The organism is Micromonospora sp. PRAS1 (assembly GCF_059553435.1).
The window spans coordinates 16,428-38,321 of record NZ_JCANNB010000052.1; the positions used below are offsets into that span (position 1 = coordinate 16,428).

Genomic DNA, 21,894 nt, shown 5'->3' on the forward strand with positions numbered 1-21,894 from the left:
AGGAGTCGAGGAGGCGACGGTGGCAGACGAGCGCACCAGGTACTTTCGCCGGCTGGGCAAGCTGCGACGCTCCGCCCGGCGGTGGAGCGTACTGGCCGGTGGGCTTGGCGGCGCTACCGCCATCCTGACCCCGTACGCCGGAATCGGGCTGGCCGACGCGGCCTGGGCCGCCGCCGCGGGCGCGGCCACCGCGTTGGCCGCCTGGCGCTGGAGTGACCTGCGCGCGTTGACCGCCCAGCCGGCTCCGCCCGCCCTCGACCCGGCGCAGGCCGCCGCCCGCTCCCGGGCCCGCCTGGTCGCCGCCGTGGAACGCCTGCCCGCCGGTGCCGGCGTGATGGCCGAGGTACGCCGGGTCCGCTCCCGCAGCGAGCTGCGCGGCACCACCGCCGCCGGGCCGTGGGAGCGGCTGGACCGGGCCGCCTCGACCATGGCCGGGATGTCCGGCCGGCTGACCGGCCTGGCCGGGCCGGCGGTGGCCGAGGCGGCTGCGGCCGAGCAGTCCCTGCGCGAGCTGGCCAGCCGGGTGGCCAGCGTGGAACGCGCGGTACGGCTCGCCCCTGCCGACGCCCGGCCGCCGCTGACCGAGGCGCATCAGGCGCTCACCGGGCAGCTGGAGGCGGGGGTGACCGCGTACGAGCGCCTGGTGGTGGCCGCCGCCGGATACCTGGCCGAGGAGTACCGCCCGGAGACCGAGCACCCTGCCGCGACCCGCCTGACCGAGGCGACGGACCTGCTCCACGGCTTCGCCTCCGCCCTGTCGGAGCTGCGCGGCCGCCCGGCTCCCACCCGCTGACCCGCGAGGGCGGGTTCAGTCCGGGGTGGTGACCGGGATGGCACCGGTGAAGGGGGAGGTGCCGACCAGGTTGAACGAGCGGATCCGGTAGTGGTAGGTCACGCCCCGGGCCAGGCCGGTGTTGGTGAAACCTCTGCCGGTGACCGTGAAGGTGGCCAGTTCCTGGCGGAAGAGCGGATCGCGGGCCCGCTCCACGACGAACCCCGAGCCCTGGCCGGTGGGGGTGCTGGCCGCCCAACCGAGCACGACGGTTGCGGTGTCCGGTCCCGGGGCGCTGGTGGCCACGCTCACTTCGGTCGGGGTGCCCGGCACCGCCGGGATGGTCACCCTGGCCACCATCGACCAGGGTGAGGCCGCACCCAGATAGGTGGTCCGCACCCGGTAGTAGTACGTGGTGTCGGGGGCGACCGCCGGGTCCAGGTGGTGGTTGCCGACACCGGTGGCGGTGGTGCCGGGCCCGCTGGTGAAGGTGGGGTTGGTGGCCCGCTGCACGTCGACGCCGGTGGCGAAGGAGCGGTTGGTCCAGCGCAGCGCGACCCGGAGCGGAGCAGCGGGCGGCAGCGTCGCGGTCAGCCCGGTCGGCGCGGCGAGTCCCACCGAGGCCGGGACGCTGTTCGACCAGGCGGAGCAGCCGGCCGCGTTCTCCGCCCGGATCCGGTAGTGGTACGTCACCCCGGGAGTGACGGTGGCGTCGGTGTACCGGGTCGCGGTGGCCGCCACGGTGATCTCGGTCAGCCCGGCGGTGAAGGTCGCGTCGGTGGCCCGGTGCAGCAGGTGGCTGGTGGCCGCCGGAAGGCTGCCGTTGCCGGTCCAGGTGAGGGCGATCGCCGGCAGCGCGGTCGACGAGCCGGGTGCGGGGACGGCGGTCAGCCCGGTCGGCGCCCGGGGCGAGACGCGTACCACCAGGGGCCGGCTCATGCCCTGGTCGCGGTGCCCGCCCGCAGCGCTCGACCAGTGGTACTCCCAACCGAGGTTCACGGCCTGGTTGACCACCGTCGCGGGTCGCCCGTCGAGCGGACTGATCGGGGCGGAGCCGGTGGGCTCGCCGGCCGATCGGGCCGGGTCGAGCAGCCGTACGCTGTCGCCGATCTTGAACGGCAGGGGTGGCGCCTCCGGGCGGAGCGCCAACACCACGTCCTCGCCCGGGTCGACCCGGACCACCTGCTTCCAGCCGAGTTCGCCGGGCTGCGGTGGCCGGATCCGGCCGTCGTCGCCTACCCGGCCGACCACCTGCACGTCGAGTCCCTCGAACCGCACCGGATGGCTCTGCCGGCCGGTGCCGCGAACCCGCCAGAGTTGGCTGCCGTCGCCGGGCGTACCGACCGGGAGCGCCGGATCGCCGACGTGCAGCAGCTCGGTCGCCGGATCGGTCGGGCCGAGCGGCAGGGTGGCCGCGACCAGCGGCCCAGCCCCGGGATGCGGTACGCCGAGGCGGCCGGTGAGCCGGCCGTGATCGGGCTCGAAGACCTGCCGGACCGCCTTGACCGCCAGCGGCAGGGTCACCGGGGCGGCGCCGCCGGCCGGGACGAACTCGACCCCGGTGGCGTGCACCGGCAACCGGACCGGGCCGGTGGTGCCGGTGCCGAAGCAGGGATCGTAGGCCGGCTGCGGCACGACCGGTGGGCGCTGGCTGGCCGCGTACGCGCCGGGCAGCCGGTCCCGCAGCCGGTCGAGGTCGTACGCCGGTGCGGGCTGGCCGACCACCCGCAGCTGCAACAGGGTCCGGGTGTTCGGGCCGTAGCCGGGGCGGGTCGGTGGCGCGCCGCCCTCGGCCGTGCGGTCCGGCCCGCCGGTGTGCAGGTCGTAGCGGGGATCGAAGCAGGGCAGCGGGGCGGGGCAGTCGTTGTACAGGATCAGCGTGCTGCCCGGTTCGACCGTGGCGAGATCCACCAGCACGTCGGCCCGCTCACCCGGGGCGAGCAGCAGCGCGTGACCGGCCACGTTGAGCACGGTCGGATCGCGCCGGTCGTACCGGAAGCCGATCGGCCGGTTGGGGATCACCTCGGGCGCCGGCAGCAGGCCACACTCGTTGCCGATCCGGATCAGCTCGGGCCCGGCGACGCGCGGGTCCGGCACGCCGCCGGTGCGGCCGTCGGTGGGCCAACCCGCCGGGCGGTCGACGGCGGGTACGGCGTCGACCATCGGCACCTCGCCGGCGGCCGGGTCGGCCAGCACCCCTTCCGGCGTCCACATCGGCGCGTCGGAGCCGGCCCGGTACAGCTGAAGGTTCAGCCAGCGGTCGGTGCAGGCGTTGAGGATCCGCCACCGGTGCAGCCGGGGCTCGACCTCCAGGTACGGGTACGCGACGCCGTTGATCAGCACGGTGTCCCCGTACGCCGCCGGCACCGCGCTCGGGTGCGGCACGCCGGGAAGCTCCGGCGGCTCGTCCGGATCGGTGACCGGATCGTGGCGCGGGTTGGGCACCACCGCGGCGGACGCGTCGGGGCCGGCCGGCGCGGCGGTACGCGACCACGGGCCGTAGTCCCACCGGCCGGTCGGGTTGATCCCGTCCGGCCGGTACGGGTGCTGCCGGGGTTGGTAGACGTGCGGGTGCCAGAGGCTGCCCCGGGCACCCCAGCGGTCCCGGTCCCAGGTCGGGTCCTCGGTGGCGAGCTGGGCGTCGTCCGGTACGAACGTCTTGTCCTCGAAGACCAGGGGCAGCTGCTCGGCGGGCAGCAGCCCGTCGGCGACCAGCCCCTGCTCCGCCTCGTCGGTGAGCAGGTAGAGCGCGACCTGCCCGGAATAGCCGGTGAGCCGGGACAGCCCGACCGTGTTGTCGTGGAACCAGAGCAGCCGACCGCTCTGCTCGTTCGGGTAGTAGAGCGTGGTGGCGCCGCGCCCGGGATGGGCCATGTCGGGGACGTGGGTCAGGCCGGCGCCGGTCGGGTAGGGAGTGATCTCACCCGCCGGAGTGATCCACTGCCACGGGTTGCCGGCGCTGATCCAGCCGGTCGACGCGCCGCAGAGGTGCAGCACCGCCCGGTTCTGCGGGTACGGTGCCGGCCCGTCGAGCGGACCCGCCCCGGCGCCGGGCACCGTCGGGTCGACCGGCAGGAAGAGGTCGCCGGCCGGTCCGGTGGGCAGTTGGTTGATGAACTTGATCCGCACCGGTCGCCCACGGCGGGCCAGCAGGACCGGACCGAGATGCCAGGGCCGCTGTGGCGGGGCGACGGTGTTGTGCCCGTCGCCGTCGGTGCCCAGGTTGAGCTGCCGGTAGCCGCGCAGCCGGGTGGCCGGCAGGTCCCGGTGCAGGCGCTGGGCGTACTCCTGGAGCCCGATCTCGTAGTAGTCACAGCCCGGATAGCTGATCGTGTCGGGCACCGCCACCGGCAGGTGTCCGCCGAGCGGTGCGGCTTCCGGCGTGCCCAGGCCGGGCAGCGGGTCGACGAACTTGCGGAGCCCGGTGCCGGCCACCACCCGACCGGCCTCGTCGACGACCGGCAACGGACTGTACGCGTGGTTCGGCACCGGACCGAGGCAGCCCGGCACGGCGGCCGGATCCAGACTGGCCGGTGCCGGTGCCGGTGCCGGTGCCGGTGCCGGTGCGGTCCCGGGACCCTGGGCGGTGTCCCGCCCGGCCCGCGCGCCGGGCACGGCCGCGACGGAACGCTGCTGGTCGGCGGGGTCGGCGGGGTCGGCCTGGTCAGCCCGGTCGGCGCGGATCATCCAGGTCGAGCGGAGTCTGCGGAAGACGGCCATGGCTCTCCCGGGGATCGGGCGCGACGGCTGCCACTACGGCGGGGCAGGCTCGGTCGCGCGGTGTTGACGATCCGTGAGCACCCAACCGCAGCATGCGACGTGGAAGGCCGGTTAGGAAGTGCCCAATCGTGTCAATCTGCCGTTCTCCCGGCGTGTCCGCCACGCCACCCCGGCTCACCCGCCCGGCCGGAGGCCCTGTCGATCAGGGGTGGGCTGGCAGGTGGGGCACCAGTAGGTGACCCGTTCGCCCAACTCCTCCTTGCGGATGGCGGTGCCGCAGCGGCGGCAGGGCTCGGCCCGGCGTCCGTAGACGTAGCTGGTCTGACCGCGGCGAACCGAACCGGTGGTGCTCTGCGTCCACCGGCCCCGGTTGGCGGCGAGCAACTTCTGCGCGAGGGCGACCAGGCCGGTGAGGTCGGGTACGTCGCGGACCTGCGTCCAGGGATGGATCCCGCGCAGGAAGAGCGCCTCGCATTTGTAGAGGTTGCCGACCCCGATGGACAAAGTTTTAGACACACATCCCGGCCAGGACTAACGAGGACGGGCCCGGCAGGTGCTGCGAACACCTGTGCTCCGGGCCCTTGATCGCCGCAGGAGGCGACCCATGAGCACCTTACCGACCCTGCCCGTGTGCGGGCGGCCCGCAACCATCCGCATCGAGGCGTACTCCCCGCTCGACGGCCAGCCGTACGGCACGCTCGACGCGTCCGTGTACGTCTGCCCCAGCCACGCCGACCAGGCCGCCACCGCCCTGCAAGAGGCCGAATTCGCGATTCACCGCCTGGCCGGCGGTGACGGCACCGTGAAGCGCTGCGGCGACGGCCTGGACGCCACCAACCCCGCCGGCATCCGGACCCTGACCGCGCCGCCCGCGCCGGCCGAACTGCCGTTCACCCTGCCCGCCTGCGAGCAGCCGGCGGCCTTCCGGATCGAGGCGTACTCGACGGCACCCGGCGAACCGACCGGCTCCCTGGACGCATCGGTCTACGCCTGTGGGCCGCACGTCAACGACGTCCTGGCCGCGATCCGGGCGGCGGACATGAACCCGTACCGGATCCTGCTGGCGCCCGACTCGGTCCCTCGCGTCTGCGGGTACGTGCACGTGTTCGCCACCGGCCGGTTGTCCGGGCACCCGGCGTGGTGCGACCTCGCGAACTGCGAGCGGCGGCGGGAGCACTGCTCGCCGGTGGTCGAGGTCGACGGCGTCCACGGTGAGCCGCTGATCATCCACATGATGCTGATCCAGTCGGTTCGACCCGGCGCGGTGCCGATGCTTTCGATGACGATCGTGGACGGCGGTGGCCGGGCGGCGGTGCCGGTCAGCGAGCACATGATGATGCCGCTGGACCAGGCCGCGGCGCTGACGGACAAGATGCGTGCCCTGATCGAGGCGGCGGCCGGGGGTGCCCGGTGAGCCAGCACGTCAAGGCGGCCCTGCTCGCGACCAAAGGCCTCGGGAAGAACGAACGCGCCGTCGCCGTGGCGATCGCCGCGCACATGAACAGCGCCGGCGACGCCTGGCCGTCCGTCGCGACGATCGCCGAGTACGCCGACTGTTCGGAGCGGACTGTTCAGCGGGCCATCGCCAAGCTGATCAACCTCGGTCGGCTCGTGTGGCGGCACGTTGCCGGGATCGCCACGCGGGTGTACCGGCTCGTCGTCGACGCCGCCCGGGGGGTGCCATCGGCGGGCCAGGGGGTGTCAAACGGCGGTCAGGGGGTGCCAGAACCGGCGGCCGGGGGCGACAGCCAGGGTGACACCCGAAGGGGTGAAGATCATTCGAAGGAGAAGCCGCGCGCAAGCGCGCGGGACTGGCGTCGATTCCTTCCGAAGAACCGACCGGCGCGGCCGCCGGAGTACCCGCCGCAGCGGCGCGGCGCGGCCCTGCCGCCGCCCCCAGGTGGGGACCGCTGCCAGAAGCCGGGCCACGTCGGGCAACTCGTCGGCCAGTGCACGGCCTGCCGCAGCGAAACCCTCGCGGGAGGTGTGCGGTGACCCGGCCCGAACGGTGGTGGCGGCCGTCGACGAACCGGCGGCCCGCGACCCGACGCGTACGGCGGCAGGCGTTCACCGGCCGCGACGTCGACGACGCGTTCGACGTCGGCTACCGCGCCGGCCAGGCCGACGAGGCGCAACGCCAGCAGCACCGCGACGAGCAGCTGCGGCGGCTCGACGAAGCGCTCCAGGCGGCCGACGCCGGCGATCCGTCGCTGTTCGACCAGATGGCCCGCGAGCAGGGCCTCACGCCACCAGACCGCACCGCCGCCGGGGACGTCGACGGCGATCAGATGATCAACGACCTCGAGAACTGGCTTCGCCAGCAGAACGGAGAGACGCTGTGACCGCCCCGACGATCAACGGCACCCGCTACCCGCAGCCCGTCGACGAGTTGTTGCCTGCGGCGCGGGATCTCGCCGAGCAGCTCGGCGCGGTGCCGTCGCGAAACCGGCTCATGCGGGAGTACCGCATCGGCGCACCGAAGGCCGGTGAGCTGCTCGCCCGGTTGCGGGCCGACGCCGACGAGCAGGCCCGGGTGGAGACGCTGCGCGCGGCGATGGCCGCGCGTGGTGGCTTGCCGCCCGTCGACATCGACCAGGCCGACGACGAGCAAACCGTCGAAGAGCCGGCGGACGTCGACGACACCCCGGCGTCGGTCACCGAGCCGGAGCCGGACGAGCCGCCGGCGGACCCGTGGGCGCACGCCGAGCCGATCGTCCCGGACCCGGCACCGGAACCCGCACCCCCCGCCAAGCCCACCGAGCCGGACCCGGTCGCAATCGACCCGGACCCGGGTCCGGCCGGGACAGACGAGCCGGACCCTGCCGACACCGCCGCCCACCCGCCCGCCGAGCCAGACGCACAGCCCAGCGGCCACGGACACCCGGGTACGCCGCACACCGCCGAGCCGGACCGGCGCAACGAACTACGGTCCCTCACCCGCGTACGGTGGGCGGTGCGCGGCGTGCTCGCCTTGGGCGTGGCCGCCTCCATCGCCGGGAACGTGCTGCACGCCCGCGACGACCTGATCTCGCAGATCATCTCGGCGTGGTCGCCGCTGGCGCTGTTGCTGACCATCGAACTCATCTCCCGAGTCCCGGTGCACCGCCGGCACCTGGCGTTGGCCCGGTGGGCGGCCACCGCTGTGATCGCCGGTATCGCCGCGTGGGTCAGCTACTGGCACATGGCGGCGGTAGCGGCCCGGTACGGAGAGACGAACGGTTCGCAGTACCTGCTGCCGTTGTCGGTCGACGGCCTGGTGGTCGTCGCCTCCATCTGCCTGGTCGAGTTGGGCGGCCGCATCGCCGCAGCGACCAAACGCCGCTGACGCCGCCGGGGCCCGCCGTCAACGAAGGTCCGGCGGGCTCCAGATGTGCTGGCCGACGAGCCGCAGGTACGCGTACGCGTTTCGCATCGGCCAGCACATCCACGGCGTACGGCAGACGGGGCAGGGACTGCCCTGCTTCCCAGACGCTGGCCAATGGTCCAGGATGATGGCCCGGGCAGACAGGACCAACCTGGCCCGGACCTGCTCGACGGAGTCCATCACTGCCGTTCTGGCTGCCCGGCGGGGACCTGGTCGAAGGCGGCGAGGACTTCCCGTGCCCACTCGTACTGGCGGCAGTCGGCCGTGCCGGCGCAGGACAGGCAGCACAGTCGGCCGGTGGCGTGCGCGTTGATGCTGCGGCGAGCGGTCGACACCAGCGCGGCGGCGTCGTCCGCCTCGTCGAGCCGGCTCACCGGAGTGCGCCGATCGGGACGGCAACGACGGCGAGCAACGCGGCGAGGACGATCAGGGCGGCAGTGACCCGGGCGCGACGGCTCGCGCTCGCCGGCGGGGCCGCCTGGTGGTCACGGCCGGGAACCGGCGGCCGAACAGTACGCGCGTCATCCATGCCGGAGAGCACCCCCGTTGCCGCGCCACTGCTCGCCGAGCGTGGTGCGGGGGATGATCTCCGTGTCGCCGGCGCACCACCGGTAGCGGCCGCCGTCGCGCGCCCGTGCGTCCTGCTCGCCGGCCGCCGCACCGAGGGCACCCGACCGGTTCGGGTAGCTGGTCGCCGCTCCCGTCCGATCAACGGGCGCTGGCTGCTGCCGACGGTTGAACGGCCATATCCGCATCACTCGACCTCCCACCATGCTCCGGACCAGGGGGGCGGCGGTGGTCGGATACATCGCGTGGGACAGCAATCGCACCGCCGCCACCCACAAGCATCGTGCGATAACAGAGCGCAACCAGGTTAGGTGTGCGGCGTCCACCACCTGTCCACAACCGGTCGTGGACAGGTCAACCGGCGGCGGCCGCCAACGCCTGCCGGTACTCCTGCGTCCACTCCGCGTCCCGCTGATCCGCCGGCAGACCGGCCAGCCCCGCACGCAGGTTGTCGACCCCCGCAGAGCGGTCCCCGAGCGCCAGGTAGGCCAAGCCGAGGCCCATTCGGGAGAACGTCGGCGTCAGCCAGTACGCGATGCTCGGCGCTTGCTCGGCCTCCGCTGCGGTGGTGAGGTCGCTCGCCTCACCGAGCAGCCGAACCGCGGCCGCCCGGTCACCGAGCAGCGCGTACCCGTGGGCCGCCTGGACCGCGTCGCCGACACGTTGCAGCACGGACGCGCCCGGCGTGTGGTACGCCGCGAGGAAGTGCCGCACGATGCCACGCGGGTTGCCGCGCTGCCGCTCCAGGTAGCCGCGAAAGTTCTCCACCTGGGCGGCCAACGGGCCGCTGTTGACCGCGTCGGCCTGGTCGGCGCCCTCGATGAGGACCCGTACCGCCTCGGTGTCGTTGCGGGCCTCAGCGTGCAGCCAGCCGACGAACTGCGTCCACTCCGCCACCACCCGGTGAAGGCCGGCGGCGTGCGGCCCACCCGCCCGCTCCGCCAGATGCTGCGCGGTACGCCACTGCGCCACCACCCCCGGCAGCATCATCGGCGCCGGCAACACGTCGTCGAGACGCCGCTGAGCGGCCAGCACATCGGCCAGTACCTGTACCGCCGTACCGTCGAGGCGCGTCGGTTCGGCGAGCACGTACGCCAGCCGCTCGTCATCATCCGGGGTGGCTACCGCCGGCGCGTCGACCACCAGGGCGGCGAGAGCCCCGCCGGCGTCCAAGAGGTTGTCGAGGCGTTCGGCAATGTCGCGTGGCGGTTTCGTCCGGCCGGTTTCGAGATAGTGCAGGTAGCTCTTGCCGCAGTAAGCGAGCCGGGCCAGACCTCGCAAAGAGAGGCCGCGTTGCTGGCGTAGTCGGGCCAGCTCGCCCGGGAATCGAGGGTCGACGAAGGTATGCGTCGGTGCCGGCATGGAGTGCTCCCAGGTAGAGGACTGGGCGGCGGCCTTCCGGCCTCTACCCCGTCCGGCCGCCACATTCGACGGTACCCGCCTCCATCCCGTCACATCGGGAGCCGCGCCTCGTCCAGCACGGCCGGCCGCCGCGACTCAGGAACACACCGCCGCCTTCCACGCGGCATACGCCTCTTCGATCTTCCCCACGGCGGCGGCGGCCCTGGCGGCATCCTCCGACTTGATGCCCGTCAACCGCTCCTGGAGCCGGAGCAACGTCACCTCAGCGTTGTACTCGGCGGCCGCCAACGCGAGAGCCCCCGACTGCTGGCTGTCAAAGCCCCGCACCTGGTCATAGAACGTCTTGCCGTACTCGACAGCGCGTTCCGCCGTCAGCTCATCCATCTCGGCGAACTCAGCGGCGGTAGTGGCCCGGAACACGTCCTCCTGCCACACCTTGTAGGCACGTTCGATGCTGACGCACTCCACTTCAACCGCTGCCGGCCGAGCGCTGGCCGCGGCTGATGTGGGCGAAGTGGACGGCGCCGCAGCAGGGGCACGGCCACAGCCTGAGAGCACCGCCAGGAACGCGATACCGATGGCGAGGAAGCGGGGTAGGCGGTTGGTCATCGCCGGAGTGTGAAGGGCCCACCGCCCCGAAACTGTCGGCCATCTGACCATCCAGCCGAACAGCCCGGCCAGCATCCCCCCACCTGGCGACCGGTACCGCCTACTTCGGTCGAGGCCCTGCCGGGCCGGTAGGTGCCGGAGGACCACCCGGCCGAGGCCCTGCCGGGCCACCACGGGGAGCCGGCCCCCACCCGTCGACGCATTCAAGATCGTCCAATGCCACGCAGCGAACAGCACCGACCGGCCGCCGAATGTTCCCGCCAGGCCAGCAACCCACCGCCGCCACCCCGACCCGTCACGACATGACAGAACGTTACCCCCGCTGGATCGCGGTCCGCGTGACGTAACGGCGCCCGCAGCGACTCCACTCGATCGACGCTCATCGTGTAACGCGTGACGTGACGCCGGCCGGGACGGTAGGGGGCAGGTCGGCGGCGGGGAGCCGCCCAGCCCTGACCCGCCCCCGCCTCAGGGAGATCTGTGTGCTGAGGGATCTTGAGCGCGGCCGTTACGCAGAGCCACCGCCGTTACGTCACGGAACTTTCAGCGTTACGGGGGGACAGACGCCTGAGGGGTGGGCCGGTCAGGAGGTGGTCATGATCCGTCCGGGACTCCTCCCCCTGGGTGACCCTCCGTAGTTGCCGCTGGATTCGTTGCTGCGGTTGCTGGTTGGTGTGCGATGTTGCTGGTTGGACGTCGGTGGGCTGGCAGGCTACCTCTTGTCGTCGGGCTATCGGGGGCGGCCGACGCGCTGCCGAGCCTCGTGCTGCGCCATCACCAGGTCCAGCTCGCGGGGCCCGAACTGGGCAGTGGACGGGTAGATCTGCCACGTGTTGTGTGTGACGCCGCCGCCACCGGACCCGTTGGCGGCGGCCGAGCCGACCACCGCCAACTTCGCGCCCGCGTTGGCCGCCTCCAGCGCAGCCCGGTTGCGCCTGGTCGCGTCGACGGTGCTGATCCACTCGCCACGGGTCGCCCACACCGGGACGGCGTCGTATCCGTGCGGGCCGTCGATCTCGCCGCCGCTGGCGTACCTGCTGCCGACCGGGCCACCGAGCGCGTTGAACTCGCGGCGGCCGCCACGGGCGGTTGACTCCTCGGCGATCAGCCGGGTCCGCACCTCGCGCGGAATCCGGTCGAGCCATTCGGCGTAGGTGCGTACCTGCCGCTGCGCCAGGTCGATCCCGAGGGTCTTCAGGATCGTCTCCACTTCGGCCGGTACCCGGTCGTACGCCTTCGCGTAGTTGCGGATCTCCGACTCGGTGAGGCCGGCCTGCGTCGCCTGCTGGACGAACTTGCGGCGTAGCTCCTCGGTCTTCGCGGTGACGTCTTCGGTGCTGTCGGCCGTCTTGGCGTACTCCACGATCAGCGCGAGGTGGGTGTCGATCAGGGACCGCACGTTGTCCCGGTTCGTCAACGCCGCTTCGCTGTTGCCGTTGAGCTGCCCGCCGTTCTTCTTCGCCTCCTCGGTCAGGCGTTGCATGGCCCGGGCGGCGGCGTCCTCAGCCTCTTCGAGGCTGAACATCTGGTCGTACAGGCCCTTGAGTGCCTTGTCCAACTCGCTGACCTCGCTGGCGAGATCCTGCGCGGCGTCGGCGGTGATCCCGAGTCCGGTCGCCAGCTGCCTGGTGGCCGGGTCCAAGTCGTCGACCGTCTTGGCCTGGCCTTCCATGGCCGCCGACAGCTGCTCGTGCAGCTCGCGTGCCGCTTCTAGGTCTCCACCCATCTCCTGGAGCGACTTGCGGACCTTCTGCGCCGCTGCGTTGGTGTCGTCGCTGCGCTGAGCGTAGGCGGGTGCCACCGCCCCGTTGTGCTTGTCGAGCTCGGCGTTGACGCGGGCGGCGGCGTCGGCTTCACCCATCAGGGCGGCGGTCAGGTCACCGGCGGAGATGCCGAGTAGTTTCGCTTTCTCGATCACACCGTTCTGTGCCAGCTGGTGGGCGATCCACAGTCCGGTGTCGCGGGTGACGGCCCCTGACTGCTTGTCGAGGGTGTCGGCCAACTCCCGGGCTCGGCCGCGTGCTTCCGCGTTGGCCATGGCGAACGCGGACAGGGCGGCGACGGCTGCGCCGATGGCGAGTCCCCACGGCCCGGCGAGGAAGCTACCGACGCGGCTCATGGCGGTGTTCGCGGCCACCGCCGCGGCGGCCATCCGACCTTGGGCCATGGTCAGTTCAAGCATCGCCTGCTTGTACGCGGCGATGCGGGGCACGGCCAGCAGCATCGTGCCGCCGAGCGTGAGCGTGGCGGCGGCGGCCAGGGCCAGCACCGCGAGTACGGCCTTGACCGGGCCGGGTAGTTCGGTGAGCAGGCCGGCGAAGTCACCGACCAGGTCGGCGGCCGCGCCCACGGCGGGCAGGAACGTGTTCCCGATGTCGATCGCGAAGTCGTTGATCTGGTTGCGGGCGATGGCCAGGCGGGATTCGACGGTGGCGTACCGCCGTTCGGCCTCTTCGAGGAGCGCGGTGTTGTCTTCCCAGCCGCGGTTCGCGGTGTCCAGCGACCTGGTGACGAGGTCGCCGGCGCCGGCGAGACGCAGCAGCGCATCGCGGAGCAGGATCTCCGACATGCCGAGGTCGGCCAGCGTGGCGAACACGTCCCCGCCGGCGGCTTGCATCCGGCCCAGACCAGCGATGAACGCGGCGGTGGCGCCGGCGGCGTCGTCCTGGAAGGCCTGCGCGTACTGCTGCGCGGACATGCCGGCCAGCTGCGCGAACGTGTCCAGTCGGTCCCCGCCAGCCCGTACGGCCTGCTCGATGATGATGAACGCGCGGGAGATCGCGCTACCGCCGGCCTCGGCCTGGACGCCGACCGACGACAGCGCGCCAGCGAACCCGATCACGTCCGCTTCGGACATGCGGACGGTCTTGCCGGCACCGGCGATGCGGAGTGACATCTCCACAATCTCGGCCTCGGTGGTGGCCGAGTTGTTGCCGAGTTCGACGATCGACGCACCGAGCCGCGACACGTCGTCGGGGGCGGTCTGCATGATGTTCATGAACCGCGACAGCGCGAACGCGGCCTCTTCGGAGGTCAGGTTCGTGGCGGTGCCGAGGTCGACCATGACCCGGGTGAAGCCGACGATGTGTTCCCGGGCGACACCGAGCTGGCCGGCGGCCGCCGCAACGCCGGCGATCTCCTCATGTGTCTGCGGTAGGGTGCGGGCCAGCTGCCGGAGTTCGCCTTCCAGCTCGGCCAGCTGTTCCGGGCTGCCGTCGATGACCTTCGCGACGCCGGTCCACGCCGTTTCCCAGCTGATCGCCGCGCGGGTGGCCATGACCAGCCCGGCACCGATCGCTGCGCCGGCGGCGAGGAACGTGCCGCCGACCTGCTCCAGGGCGGCGTCGACGCGGGCCTGCTCCGCTTCCAGCTTCGCCAGCTCACGCTCGAAGGCGGCCGCGCTCTTCTCGGCGCTCTTGAGGCCGCGTTCGAACTGGCGAGGGTCGGCGCTCAGCCGGTAGCTGAGGTCTTTCTCGCCCATGTCACAGCATCCAGCCGGGGGTAACCGCCCGCTTGTCGGCCTGCTCGCCAGGCTCGATCAGCGACACGTTCACCAACTCCCACTGACGTACCCAGGTGCTCGGGTACGTCGGCCGTTCCTTGACCCGGTACAGGATCGACGCGGCGAGTGGCTGCCGGGCCTGGTGGCGCTGCCACTGCTCGTGGCCACGCTCGGTCGACAGGTCGAGTCGGACCGTGGCGATCAGGGACAGGTCAGCGAACTCCCGGCCCCGGCGGGCCTCGCGTAGCTGGATGACACGGCCGATCACCTCGGTTCGGCGGTCAACGATCCCGTCTCGGTGATCCCAGTACAGTTCGCCTTCGCAGTAACTTGTGTCCATCCCGTCGAAGTCGAGCCGCACCTCACCGAGGTCGAGCCGCCCTCCGTCGAGGCACGTTCCCTGCGTGGCGGCGCGGATGTTGATCGGCGCCGCCCAGCGTTCCCACTCACGTAGCCGCCGTTGCTTCGGCGCCGGCGCCGGCGTGCGGTGGCCCGCGCGGGTTCCTCGGCGGCCTGCGGCGCGGGCCCGTCGGGCAGATCCCGGGCACGGAAGCTCCGCGTGCCCCGCCGCGACGGCCCGCATGAAGGTCGGTGAGCCCAGCAGCGGATCCATCGCCATCTCGAATGCCTCAAGGCCCCGACAGTCACCGCACATCCGCTACTACCACCCGCCTGTTTGGTCTGATCCGTGCAGCCGGCCCAGGTACGGGAGGTCGTCGCACCGGGCCGGCCACGCGGGAGGGGTGAATGCCGTACCGGCCAGCACCGCGGTGCCCGGTCGCCGCTGGCCGTGCGGCTGGCCGTCACGGTGGCGCTGGTGGCCTTCCACGGGGGCGGGTTCGAGTGGCTGACTGCGCCGGCTCGACGTGCCTCACACGTTCCCCTGCGGCCGCTGAAGGGGTCCGTGCCGTGACCTGTCCGGTCGTCACCGGTCAGGCGGCCGGGAAGTCGTCCGGCACCTCGACGATCAGCCGGCGTCCGACCCCACGGATGAGGCCTTGCGCCCGCCAGCGTCGCAGGGTCCGGGTAGAGACCCTGTGGTGCTGTGCGGCTTCCTGGTACGTCATCGCGACTTCACGATGCCCGGCGGTCGGCGGCCGGTCACGTTCGCGGCCACCGTGGCGGACGAATGCCCCGTCCAGGGCCAACGCGGCGGCCAACTTTCGTAGGTCCTGCGGGAGCGGGATGCCGTTGCGGTGGCACTGCTGGAAGTGCTGCCGCAACGCGCGGGCCAGGTGCACCATGGCATGGCCGTCGAGCGATACGGCGTGGCCGTAGGGGTCGATGGCCACGATGCGGGCCGGCCCGTCACCCGGCATCCGCCACCACCTGCGGCCGGCACGCCCAGCAGACGGGCACCTGGTAGAGCAGCACGCCGGCCTGAACGGTGGCCACCTGCACGCCGGCGGCGCCGCACCAGGAACACACCTGCCACGGTTCGCCGAGCAGCGGCGCGCAGTCGGCGCACACGACCAGGCCGGGCCGCCAGGTGGCGGCGGCGATCGGTGCGGGCCGTCCGGGGTGCGGGGCGTGCCGGCACGTCCGGCCGGGCAGGGTCTGCGCGTACACGCCCAGGGCGTCGATGAGTTCGCGGCGTAGCCAGTCGGGAAGAGCCGCGAGGGTGCTCGTCGACGAGCTACCGCCGGCGGCGTCCAACAGGCCGGCGGCGTGCGCGGTGGCGGCGTCGTCCTGGTCGACCAGGTGCACGGGCACGCCGGCGCGCAGCTCGTCGCCGAGCGCGGCGAATCCGGGGTGTACGGCGATGCGGTCTGCTGCGGCGATCACGTCGGCAAGGTCGGTCATCGCCGGTCGCCTCCGGTCCGCCGGCGGTGGGTGCGGATCTGGTCGGCTTGGCGGGCGAGGGTGGCCAGCGCCACGGCGACGGGTTCGGCGACGGTGCGCCACCCGGCGACCCGGGCGAGGCTGCCGGCGAGGTCGCGCAGTTCCCCATCGCGTAGCCCGCTCACGTCGACGGTGAGGGTCTGTTCGTCGGGGTTGGTCATGGTGGTGGCCTTTCGGTGGGTGAGCCGGTCGCGGTGCCGGTGGCGGAGGCCGGCGGCGCGGGCGGCGGTGTGGTGGTCGCGTTCGCGGCGGGTGCGTTCGCGGCGGCGGATGGTGTCGGCGACGGCGGCCGCCAGGCGCTGTTCCCACTCGGCCTGTTCCTTTGGGGTCACGGTCCCGCCCGTCCGGGTACGCCGTTCGGATCGATGTACGTGATGTGGACATGTGGACGCTGTCCACATCGGGGGTCGATGTCGACGGAGGTAATAGCAGAAAGCGGCAGAGGGAACACGCTCGCATTAGCGCGTTGAGCTGCGTGTATAGATGAAGAAGAGAAGAGAAAGGGGTGACTTTCAAGATAGGAATATCCGGCAGCGATGTGGACACGTCCACATGTCCACATGTCGCCCGTCCTCATGCTGGCCTCGCTGCGGCGGGCGTCAACACGGTGCCGTCCTGACCGAGCCACCCCCGAGACACCGCCACCGTCAGGGCAGCGTCGAGCAGCGGGCGGTCGCGGCTGGCGAGCTTGCGCCGCGCTGCGCCCACCGTCGCCGCGCCCTCTTCGTGGATCCACGACGCCAACAGCCGGGCCACCCGCTCCACCTTGGCCGGCGCCATCTCCCGGGCCAGGTGTGCGAGTTCCTCACGGTCGACGTAGTCCTGCCGGCGGCGCTGTGCGTCCTCAGCAGCCTGTTCCCGACCGATCTCGATCAGCCGATCCCGCACAGCGCACGACGCCGCCCAGATGACGCCACTGAGCGCCCAATCCTGCGGACTGGCCATCATCCGTCCGTCGAGCACCGCCAGGAGCGCAGCGAGCTTGCAGCGCATCAGCATCACATGGGCATCGAGCGCGGGGCGGTCGATCTCGCCACGGTTGAACCGAGTGACGTCCTGCTGTAGCGACCGCCGCAGGTCCGGGTAGCAGGTGATGGTTCCAGTGACCGCGCGGCCGAACCCGTCGGACAACGGCAGGTGCAGCGGCTCCGGCTCGATGGGCCACTCGTCCGGGATGCTGGGGTCGACGGTGGCCAGCCACAGGAACCGCTGAGGTGTCCCCGGTCCGCTGTCGGCCAACAGCGCCTGCGCGACCTCCGGCTGATACCCGACCACCATCCCCATCGAGTACGAGCCGGCCAGCACGAACCGGCTCGTTTCCTGCCGGGCGTTGGCCTGGCCGAGCGCGTCACCGACCCACGCGGTACGGATCGCCGCGCCGATGGTGGTGCCCTGACGCTCTCGCATCATCTTGCTGAGCGTCTCGCCCTCGTCGACGAAGAAGAACGCGTTGTGTCGGGTCTGGGCGCGTACCCGCTCGGTCACCGGGTCGCCCTTCCTCGGCCCCCGCTTGTGGATTTCGCCGGTTTCTCGCTCGATCACTCCCATGTAGATCTCGGCCAGGCCCTCACCGGTGCCGATGCCGATGCCGTCGGGAAAGTTCTCGGGCGTCAGGTAGGCCGGCGTGCGGATGATCCGGCGGGCGACCGCCGCCGAGCTGGACTTGCCGCCGCCGGACGGCGATACGAGGCTAACGAACAGGTTCAGGCTTCCCGGGCCAGCCCCAAAGTCGAACCGAAGTCGATGGCTGGCCATCGCGGACGCACGCGCCAGCACCGCCCCGAGCACACCATCGGCGCCCCGACCGACCGCGTGAGCGGCTTGCCGGACCGTAGTCAGCAGCGGACGCGCCGACCAGAAGTCGTCCGGGAGCGTGGCCACCACCCGGCGAACGGCGACCGGCCGTTCGTCGGCGGTCTCGACCTGCGGCATCAGCGGCGTCCCGTTGACTACCGGCACCGAGTCAACGGCACGCACCCCAACGGCGGCACCAGCGACGTACCGGCGCAGCTGGTCGACGTCGACACCGAAGCGCGCCGCGGCGTCGACGTCGGACCAGCCGTCCCGGGCGTACTGCGCCGCCATGGCCAGGGCGTCGATCACGCGGCCAGCCTCCACGGGTGCACGGTGCCGGCGGCGTCCCGCTCGGCGACGGTGAGGTTCAGTCCGGTGCAACTGCCGTACCAGTCGTGCGGGCCCTCGTGTGGGCCGCCACAGTCGGTGGCCACCGGCTTGTCGGCGGCCAGGTACCGATCGAGCACCAGCACGGCCCGCCGGTGGCGGTAGAGCCGGTCGCGCAGCCGGGCCCGGCGGACGGGATCTCCCCCACGGGGATACGTCGGCGGTATGGTGCTTTCGACGTGCTCGCCGGCCGTCTCCTGGCCCCCTGTCCCGGTATCGCCGACCGGGCGGGGGGCCGCTTCATGCCGCATCCTGCTCACCACCACTCCCGGTGGCTGCCGATTCGAGTGCGGCGGCGAGTCGTCCAGCGGCGGCGGCCTCGTCGGGTGTCAGCGGGGGAAGGGTGGCGGCGATCCTGGCGGCCCAGGCGTCGATATCGCTGCTGACGGATCCGGCGCGGATCGCCTGGCGGACGTGGAAGTCAGCGGACTGCTGGGCGGCGCGTGCCCGCCGCGCCCGATCGCGTCGGAACTCGGGATCGGAGAGCTTCCCGGAAAAGGACATCGGCACCACCACCTGAGAGGTAGGCCAGACACGCCCGTTGTGATGGCGGTCCGGCTGCTACCCGCAAGTGGCCTGTTGCACCGGCTTGGGGGCTTCCCCGTGAGGGAAGCAAGATCAGCGTAGCCGGCTACCCGTCAAGATCCAAGCCGGCTACTCCACTCGGATCCGTCCAGCCACGTCGGCACGATTGCCAGCGTCAGCCGGCCCAACGACCAGCTTCCGGCCACGCAGCGCCATCCGGATCAGCCGGCGCCGTTCCGGCACCGTGGCGGCATCCCAGCGGTCAGACCAGGCGGCGCGGGACTGCTCGGCCGCCACCGCCGCCGCGTCCGGGTCCATCTCCGGCGGCGCCTCGATACGGTCACGTTCGGCACGTAGCTCGGCAAGGCGGCGGTCCAGCGGACGAGCGGCGGCGTCGTACCTCCGCAGCGTGATCTCACCCTTGCCGAGCCGGGCGGCCAGCTGCTCGGCGACTTCCTCGGCCTCGGCGATCTCCGCGTCGAGCTTCCCGCGCCGCTCGCCAATGTCCCGGGCCGCAGCCTCAACCGCGTCGGCGTGACGGGGGTCGGACAGGATCGCCACCACCAAGGCGCCGACGTGGCGGTCAAGCTCTCGCTGGTCCACGGAGATCCGGCCGCACCCACCGCCGGATGACCGGGGCTGGCACCAGTACTGGCGGCGAACCTCCCCATCCGGGTACGGCTTCATGTTGGCGCGCGGCCTGCCGGTCAGGATGTGCTCGCACAGCCCGCACCGGACATTCCCGCTGCACAGGTAGGCGTCGGAAACCGGCCGGCCGCGCCGCCGGGATGCGTAGAGGGCGACCAGGCGGTCGAAGACATCTTCCTCGGTGATCCGCTCACCCGGCACCGTCGCCACGACGACCCCCAGGTGCACGATGCGTCCGGCGTTCCGGGGCCGGGTGAGGACCTGACGCAGCCCGGCGCGGGTCCAGGGCTTGCCGTACGAGGTGAGGATCCCGCGCTCGTTCAGCTCGACGATCAGCGCGTCCTGCGACTCGCCGGCCAGAACCCGATCGGTCAGGTCCCGGATGATCTCCGCCTCGCTCTGGCGGATCGTGCCGTCGATCTCGAATCCGAACGGCCGGGTCGAGGTGTGGGCTTCGCCGCTGATGGCCTTCAGCTTCTTGCCGCGCTTGACTCGGGTGCTCAGCCGGTCGGACTCGTACGCGGCGCTGGACAGTTGGTCGCGGAAAGCCTTCTTGCCGCTGGCCGAGGTCAGGTCGTACTCACCTTCGGAGTCGAGCACCAAGAGCCCGCGCTCGGCGGCGGAGATCAGCCGTTCACCCTCGATCGGCCTGCGGCTGAATCGCGCCAGGTCGAAGACGACGACGCCGCCGGTCGCGCCGGACTCCAGCCGTTCCATCAGCCGGTCCCAGCGGGGGCGCCGTACGCGCGGGTTCCACGCCGAGCGCCCTTCGTCGGTGAGGATCTCGCCGACTTGGGCGCCAAGTTCGGTGATGCGCGCCTTGCAGTCGTCGGCCTGGCCGGAGGTGGACCGCATCCGCTTGTCGCCGAGTCGGCTGACACGCGCATAGATGTCGAGCACGGTGGGGGGTTCCGTCGCCATGTCAGGTACTGTAACTTATGGATCACCAACCCCGGCCAGGTTGCGCTGGTCGAGCAGCGCCACGCCGATGCTCTCCTGCGGGTGGGCGGCCAGCCGGCGTACCGCCTCGGCCGGATCCCAGTCCGGGCCGAGCAGGTCGGGACCGAGGTGACCGACGAGGCGCTCCTCCTCGGCGGTCGGCAGCAGGGCCAGGTCGTGCAGGTGGTAGCCGACGGCGGTGGCGGCCGGCGCGCGCAGCACCACCCGGATCAGGTGCGCCGGCCTGGCCGTCCAGCGTTCTCCGGGCGGGTACGTCCGCCAGGTGCCGTCCATCCTCAGGTGTGAGTGCAGCGTCCAGCGGGCACCGTCCGGGGCGTCCAACCGCAGGAGCAGGTGTTTGCCCCGGCTGACGCAGCCGATCACCGTCCAGCCGGTGAGGTCTGTGGTGGCCAGCCGAGGCACCCGGAAATCGCTGCCGGTCAGCTGGGCCCCGGCCAGCGCGCGGTCCAGGACGCGGGCCGTGTTCCAGACGGTGTCTCCCTCGGGCACCTCGCCATCCTCGCGTACCCCAGACCGGTCGGCTCGGCGTTCCGATGCGGCAGGCTCCCGGTCTCCGCTGCGTCGACGGGCTCGGGCGCGTGGACGGGCTCGGGCGCGTGGACGGGCTCGGGCGCGTGGACGGGCTCGGGCGCGTGGACGGGCTCGGGCGCGTGGACGGGCTCGGGCGCGTGGACGGTCAGGGCTTCTCTTCGGGACGTGGCGAACGCACCAGCTCCTGGTAGCGGGGGTGGCAGGCGCCGTAGATGGCGAAGTTGAGCCGGGCCAGGGAGAGGCTCAGGTCGCCGTTGGCACCCCCGCGTACGACGTCGGCGTCGGCGTCACCCTGACCGTCGTCGGTCCAGAAGCAGACGGGACAGGTGCCCCCACCGGTCCGGGACGCGCAGCAGGGGCAGGCAGCGGGTACCCAGCGATCATCCACAAGCACAGCTTTCCACAATGGACGTTTCAGGCGGATGGCGCGGGGGCCGCGCCAGCGGCCGCGAATCCATCGACCCGCAGCAGCGTACCGGGACGGACGGCAAGTAGGTCAGCGGCGCGGCCACCGTTGACCGAAAGGGCAACCAGGTCGGCCGAATCGGCGTGGGCCACCATGCCGCCCATCGGTGCGTCCCCGAAGGTACGCCCGTGCACGGCCTCGATCGAGTCACGACTGCCGGCCGGACTCACCCGTACCCGGGCCGGCAACGGCGCCAGGAGCGCGGCAGGGGCGGCCAGTTGGACGTTGCCGAAATGATCCACCGTCAGCACCTCGGCGGTGAACCCGCCCGGCCGCTGCTCGACGACCGGCTCCGGCAGCCGGACCAGGGTGGCCGGGTCGACCGCCGGACCGGCCTCGGCCAGCGGCGAGCCGGTCGCCAGCCGGGCCGCCACCGGCGCGAAGACGTCCCGACCGTGGAAGGTGGCCGACACCCGAGGGGCCAACCACTGCGGATTTGTCAACTCGACCACGGCGGTCACCCCACCGAGGGCCTCGGCGGCGTCGAGCAGCAGGCCGTTGTCCGGCCCCACCAGGAACCCGCCGGGTGTGGCCAGCGCGATGCCCCGGCGGGTCGTGCCGACGCCCGGATCGACCACCGCCACGTGTGCCCCGGGCGGCAGGTGCGGCACGGTCTGGGCCAGCACCGCCGCGCCCCGGCGTACGTCACCGGGCGGCACCAGGTGGGTCACGTCGAGCACCCGGACGGCGGGCGCGATCCGCGCGATCACTCCGTGGCAGGCCGCCACGAAACCGTCGGCCAGCCCGTAGTCGGTGGTCAACGACACCACCCACGCACTCCCCACCCACCCACCCTACCCCCACCCTTCGCGGGTTGATCATGAAGTTATTGCCCCAGTAAGCGC

At 72.3% G+C, this 21,894-nt stretch carries 21 protein-coding genes and 2 pseudogenes; 5 read left to right on the forward strand and 18 right to left on the reverse strand.

The window, feature by feature from the left end; genetic code table 11:
* Window positions 1-19 precede the first annotated feature (19 nt).
* Window positions 20-793, forward strand: coding sequence for a phage shock envelope stress response protein PspM (gene pspM, locus AC507J_RS29960; protein WP_496293496.1), 774 nt, complete (start codon window positions 20-22; stop codon window positions 791-793).
* A 15-nt stretch (window positions 794-808) separates the two neighbouring features.
* Here pspM and AC507J_RS29965 read toward each other — a convergent pair whose 3' ends face one another.
* Both AC507J_RS29965 and AC507J_RS29970 read right to left on the reverse strand, forming a co-directional pair.
* The gene (locus AC507J_RS29965; RefSeq protein WP_496293498.1) at window positions 809-4,492 is read right to left on the reverse strand and encodes a hypothetical protein; all 3,684 of its coding nucleotides are present in this window, start codon (window positions 4,490-4,492) and stop codon (window positions 809-811) included.
* Between the two features lie 174 nt (window positions 4,493-4,666).
* Window positions 4,667-4,987, reverse strand: a pseudogene (locus AC507J_RS29970) (zinc finger domain-containing protein); the annotation flags it as partial.
* A 109-nt stretch (window positions 4,988-5,096) separates the two neighbouring features.
* Between AC507J_RS29970 and AC507J_RS29975 the strand changes: the two are divergent.
* Genes AC507J_RS29975 through AC507J_RS29990 form a run of 4 tightly spaced genes read left to right on the forward strand, consistent with a single transcriptional unit; the run spans window position 5,097 to window position 7,817 of the window.
* On the forward strand, window positions 5,097-5,906 hold the full coding sequence (locus AC507J_RS29975; RefSeq protein WP_496293500.1) for a hypothetical protein: 810 nt from the start codon (window positions 5,097-5,099) through the stop codon (window positions 5,904-5,906).
* Window positions 5,903-6,487 (forward strand): helix-turn-helix domain-containing protein, encoded by a 585-nt coding sequence (locus AC507J_RS29980; protein ID WP_496293502.1) that lies wholly within the window; start codon window positions 5,903-5,905, stop codon window positions 6,485-6,487. Before AC507J_RS29975 ends, AC507J_RS29980 begins: the two co-directional genes overlap by 4 nt.
* Window positions 6,484-6,834 (forward strand): hypothetical protein, encoded by a 351-nt coding sequence (locus AC507J_RS29985; RefSeq protein WP_496293504.1) that lies wholly within the window; start codon window positions 6,484-6,486, stop codon window positions 6,832-6,834. The genes AC507J_RS29980 and AC507J_RS29985 overlap by 4 nt, the downstream gene beginning before the upstream one ends.
* The gene (locus AC507J_RS29990) at window positions 6,831-7,817 is read left to right on the forward strand and encodes a DUF2637 domain-containing protein (RefSeq protein WP_496293506.1); all 987 of its coding nucleotides are present in this window, start codon (window positions 6,831-6,833) and stop codon (window positions 7,815-7,817) included. Before AC507J_RS29985 ends, AC507J_RS29990 begins: the two co-directional genes overlap by 4 nt.
* Before the next feature lie 218 nt (window positions 7,818-8,035).
* Here the strand turns inward: AC507J_RS29990 and AC507J_RS29995 are convergent, their stop codons facing one another.
* From AC507J_RS29995 to AC507J_RS30070, 16 genes and pseudogenes are all read right to left on the reverse strand, one after another.
* Entirely contained in the window at window positions 8,036-8,230 is a 195-nt protein-coding gene (locus AC507J_RS29995) for a hypothetical protein (RefSeq protein ID WP_496293508.1), read from the reverse strand.
* A gap of 147 nt (window positions 8,231-8,377) precedes the next feature.
* Entirely contained in the window at window positions 8,378-8,611 is a 234-nt protein-coding gene (locus AC507J_RS30000) for a hypothetical protein (protein WP_496293510.1), read from the reverse strand.
* A gap of 166 nt (window positions 8,612-8,777) precedes the next feature.
* Window positions 8,778-9,785, reverse strand: coding sequence for a helix-turn-helix domain-containing protein (locus AC507J_RS30005; RefSeq protein WP_496293512.1), 1,008 nt, complete (start codon window positions 9,783-9,785; stop codon window positions 8,778-8,780).
* A gap of 135 nt (window positions 9,786-9,920) precedes the next feature.
* Window positions 9,921-10,394, reverse strand: a complete 474-nt coding sequence (locus AC507J_RS30010) for a hypothetical protein (RefSeq protein WP_496293514.1) — start codon at window positions 10,392-10,394, stop codon at window positions 9,921-9,923.
* Between the two features lie 730 nt (window positions 10,395-11,124).
* Entirely contained in the window at window positions 11,125-13,875 is a 2,751-nt protein-coding gene (locus AC507J_RS30015; RefSeq protein WP_496293516.1) for a phage tail tape measure protein, read from the reverse strand.
* Window position 13,876: 1 nt separating this feature from the next.
* Complete coding sequence (locus AC507J_RS30020) at window positions 13,877-14,515, reverse strand: HK97 family phage prohead protease (protein WP_496293518.1); 639 nt, start codon at window positions 14,513-14,515, stop codon at window positions 13,877-13,879.
* Between the two features lie 313 nt (window positions 14,516-14,828).
* Window positions 14,829-15,215, reverse strand: a complete 387-nt coding sequence (locus AC507J_RS30025) for a hypothetical protein (RefSeq protein ID WP_496293520.1) — start codon at window positions 15,213-15,215, stop codon at window positions 14,829-14,831.
* Complete coding sequence (locus tag AC507J_RS30030; protein WP_496293522.1) at window positions 15,205-15,699, reverse strand: hypothetical protein; 495 nt, start codon at window positions 15,697-15,699, stop codon at window positions 15,205-15,207. Before AC507J_RS30030 ends, AC507J_RS30025 begins: the two co-directional genes overlap by 11 nt.
* Window positions 15,696-16,070 carry a hypothetical protein gene (locus AC507J_RS30035; RefSeq protein WP_496293524.1) on the reverse strand — a complete coding sequence of 125 codons (375 nt, stop codon included), beginning with the start codon at window positions 16,068-16,070 and terminating at the stop codon, window positions 15,696-15,698. The genes AC507J_RS30030 and AC507J_RS30035 overlap by 4 nt, the downstream gene beginning before the upstream one ends.
* Before the next feature lie 241 nt (window positions 16,071-16,311).
* Window positions 16,312-17,856, reverse strand: coding sequence for a hypothetical protein (locus tag AC507J_RS30040; protein ID WP_496293526.1), 1,545 nt, complete (start codon window positions 17,854-17,856; stop codon window positions 16,312-16,314).
* Window positions 17,838-18,170, reverse strand: a complete 333-nt coding sequence (locus tag AC507J_RS30045; protein WP_496293528.1) for a hypothetical protein — start codon at window positions 18,168-18,170, stop codon at window positions 17,838-17,840. The genes AC507J_RS30040 and AC507J_RS30045 overlap by 19 nt, the downstream gene beginning before the upstream one ends.
* Window positions 18,160-18,423, reverse strand: coding sequence for a hypothetical protein (locus AC507J_RS30050; protein WP_496293530.1), 264 nt, complete (start codon window positions 18,421-18,423; stop codon window positions 18,160-18,162). The genes AC507J_RS30045 and AC507J_RS30050 overlap by 11 nt, the downstream gene beginning before the upstream one ends.
* Window positions 18,424-18,573: 150 nt before the next feature.
* Complete coding sequence (locus tag AC507J_RS30055) at window positions 18,574-20,013, reverse strand: recombinase family protein (protein WP_496293532.1); 1,440 nt, start codon at window positions 20,011-20,013, stop codon at window positions 18,574-18,576.
* Window positions 20,014-20,034: 21 nt separating this feature from the next.
* Window positions 20,035-20,541, reverse strand: a pseudogene (locus tag AC507J_RS30060) (DNA-formamidopyrimidine glycosylase family protein); the annotation flags it as partial.
* Between the two features lie 187 nt (window positions 20,542-20,728).
* Window positions 20,729-20,971 (reverse strand): CPCC family cysteine-rich protein, encoded by a 243-nt coding sequence (locus AC507J_RS30065; protein WP_496293534.1) that lies wholly within the window; start codon window positions 20,969-20,971, stop codon window positions 20,729-20,731.
* A 26-nt stretch (window positions 20,972-20,997) separates the two neighbouring features.
* On the reverse strand, window positions 20,998-21,834 hold the full coding sequence (locus tag AC507J_RS30070) for an SAM hydrolase/SAM-dependent halogenase family protein (protein WP_496293536.1): 837 nt from the start codon (window positions 21,832-21,834) through the stop codon (window positions 20,998-21,000).
* Between the last annotated feature and the right edge of the window lie 60 nt (window positions 21,835-21,894).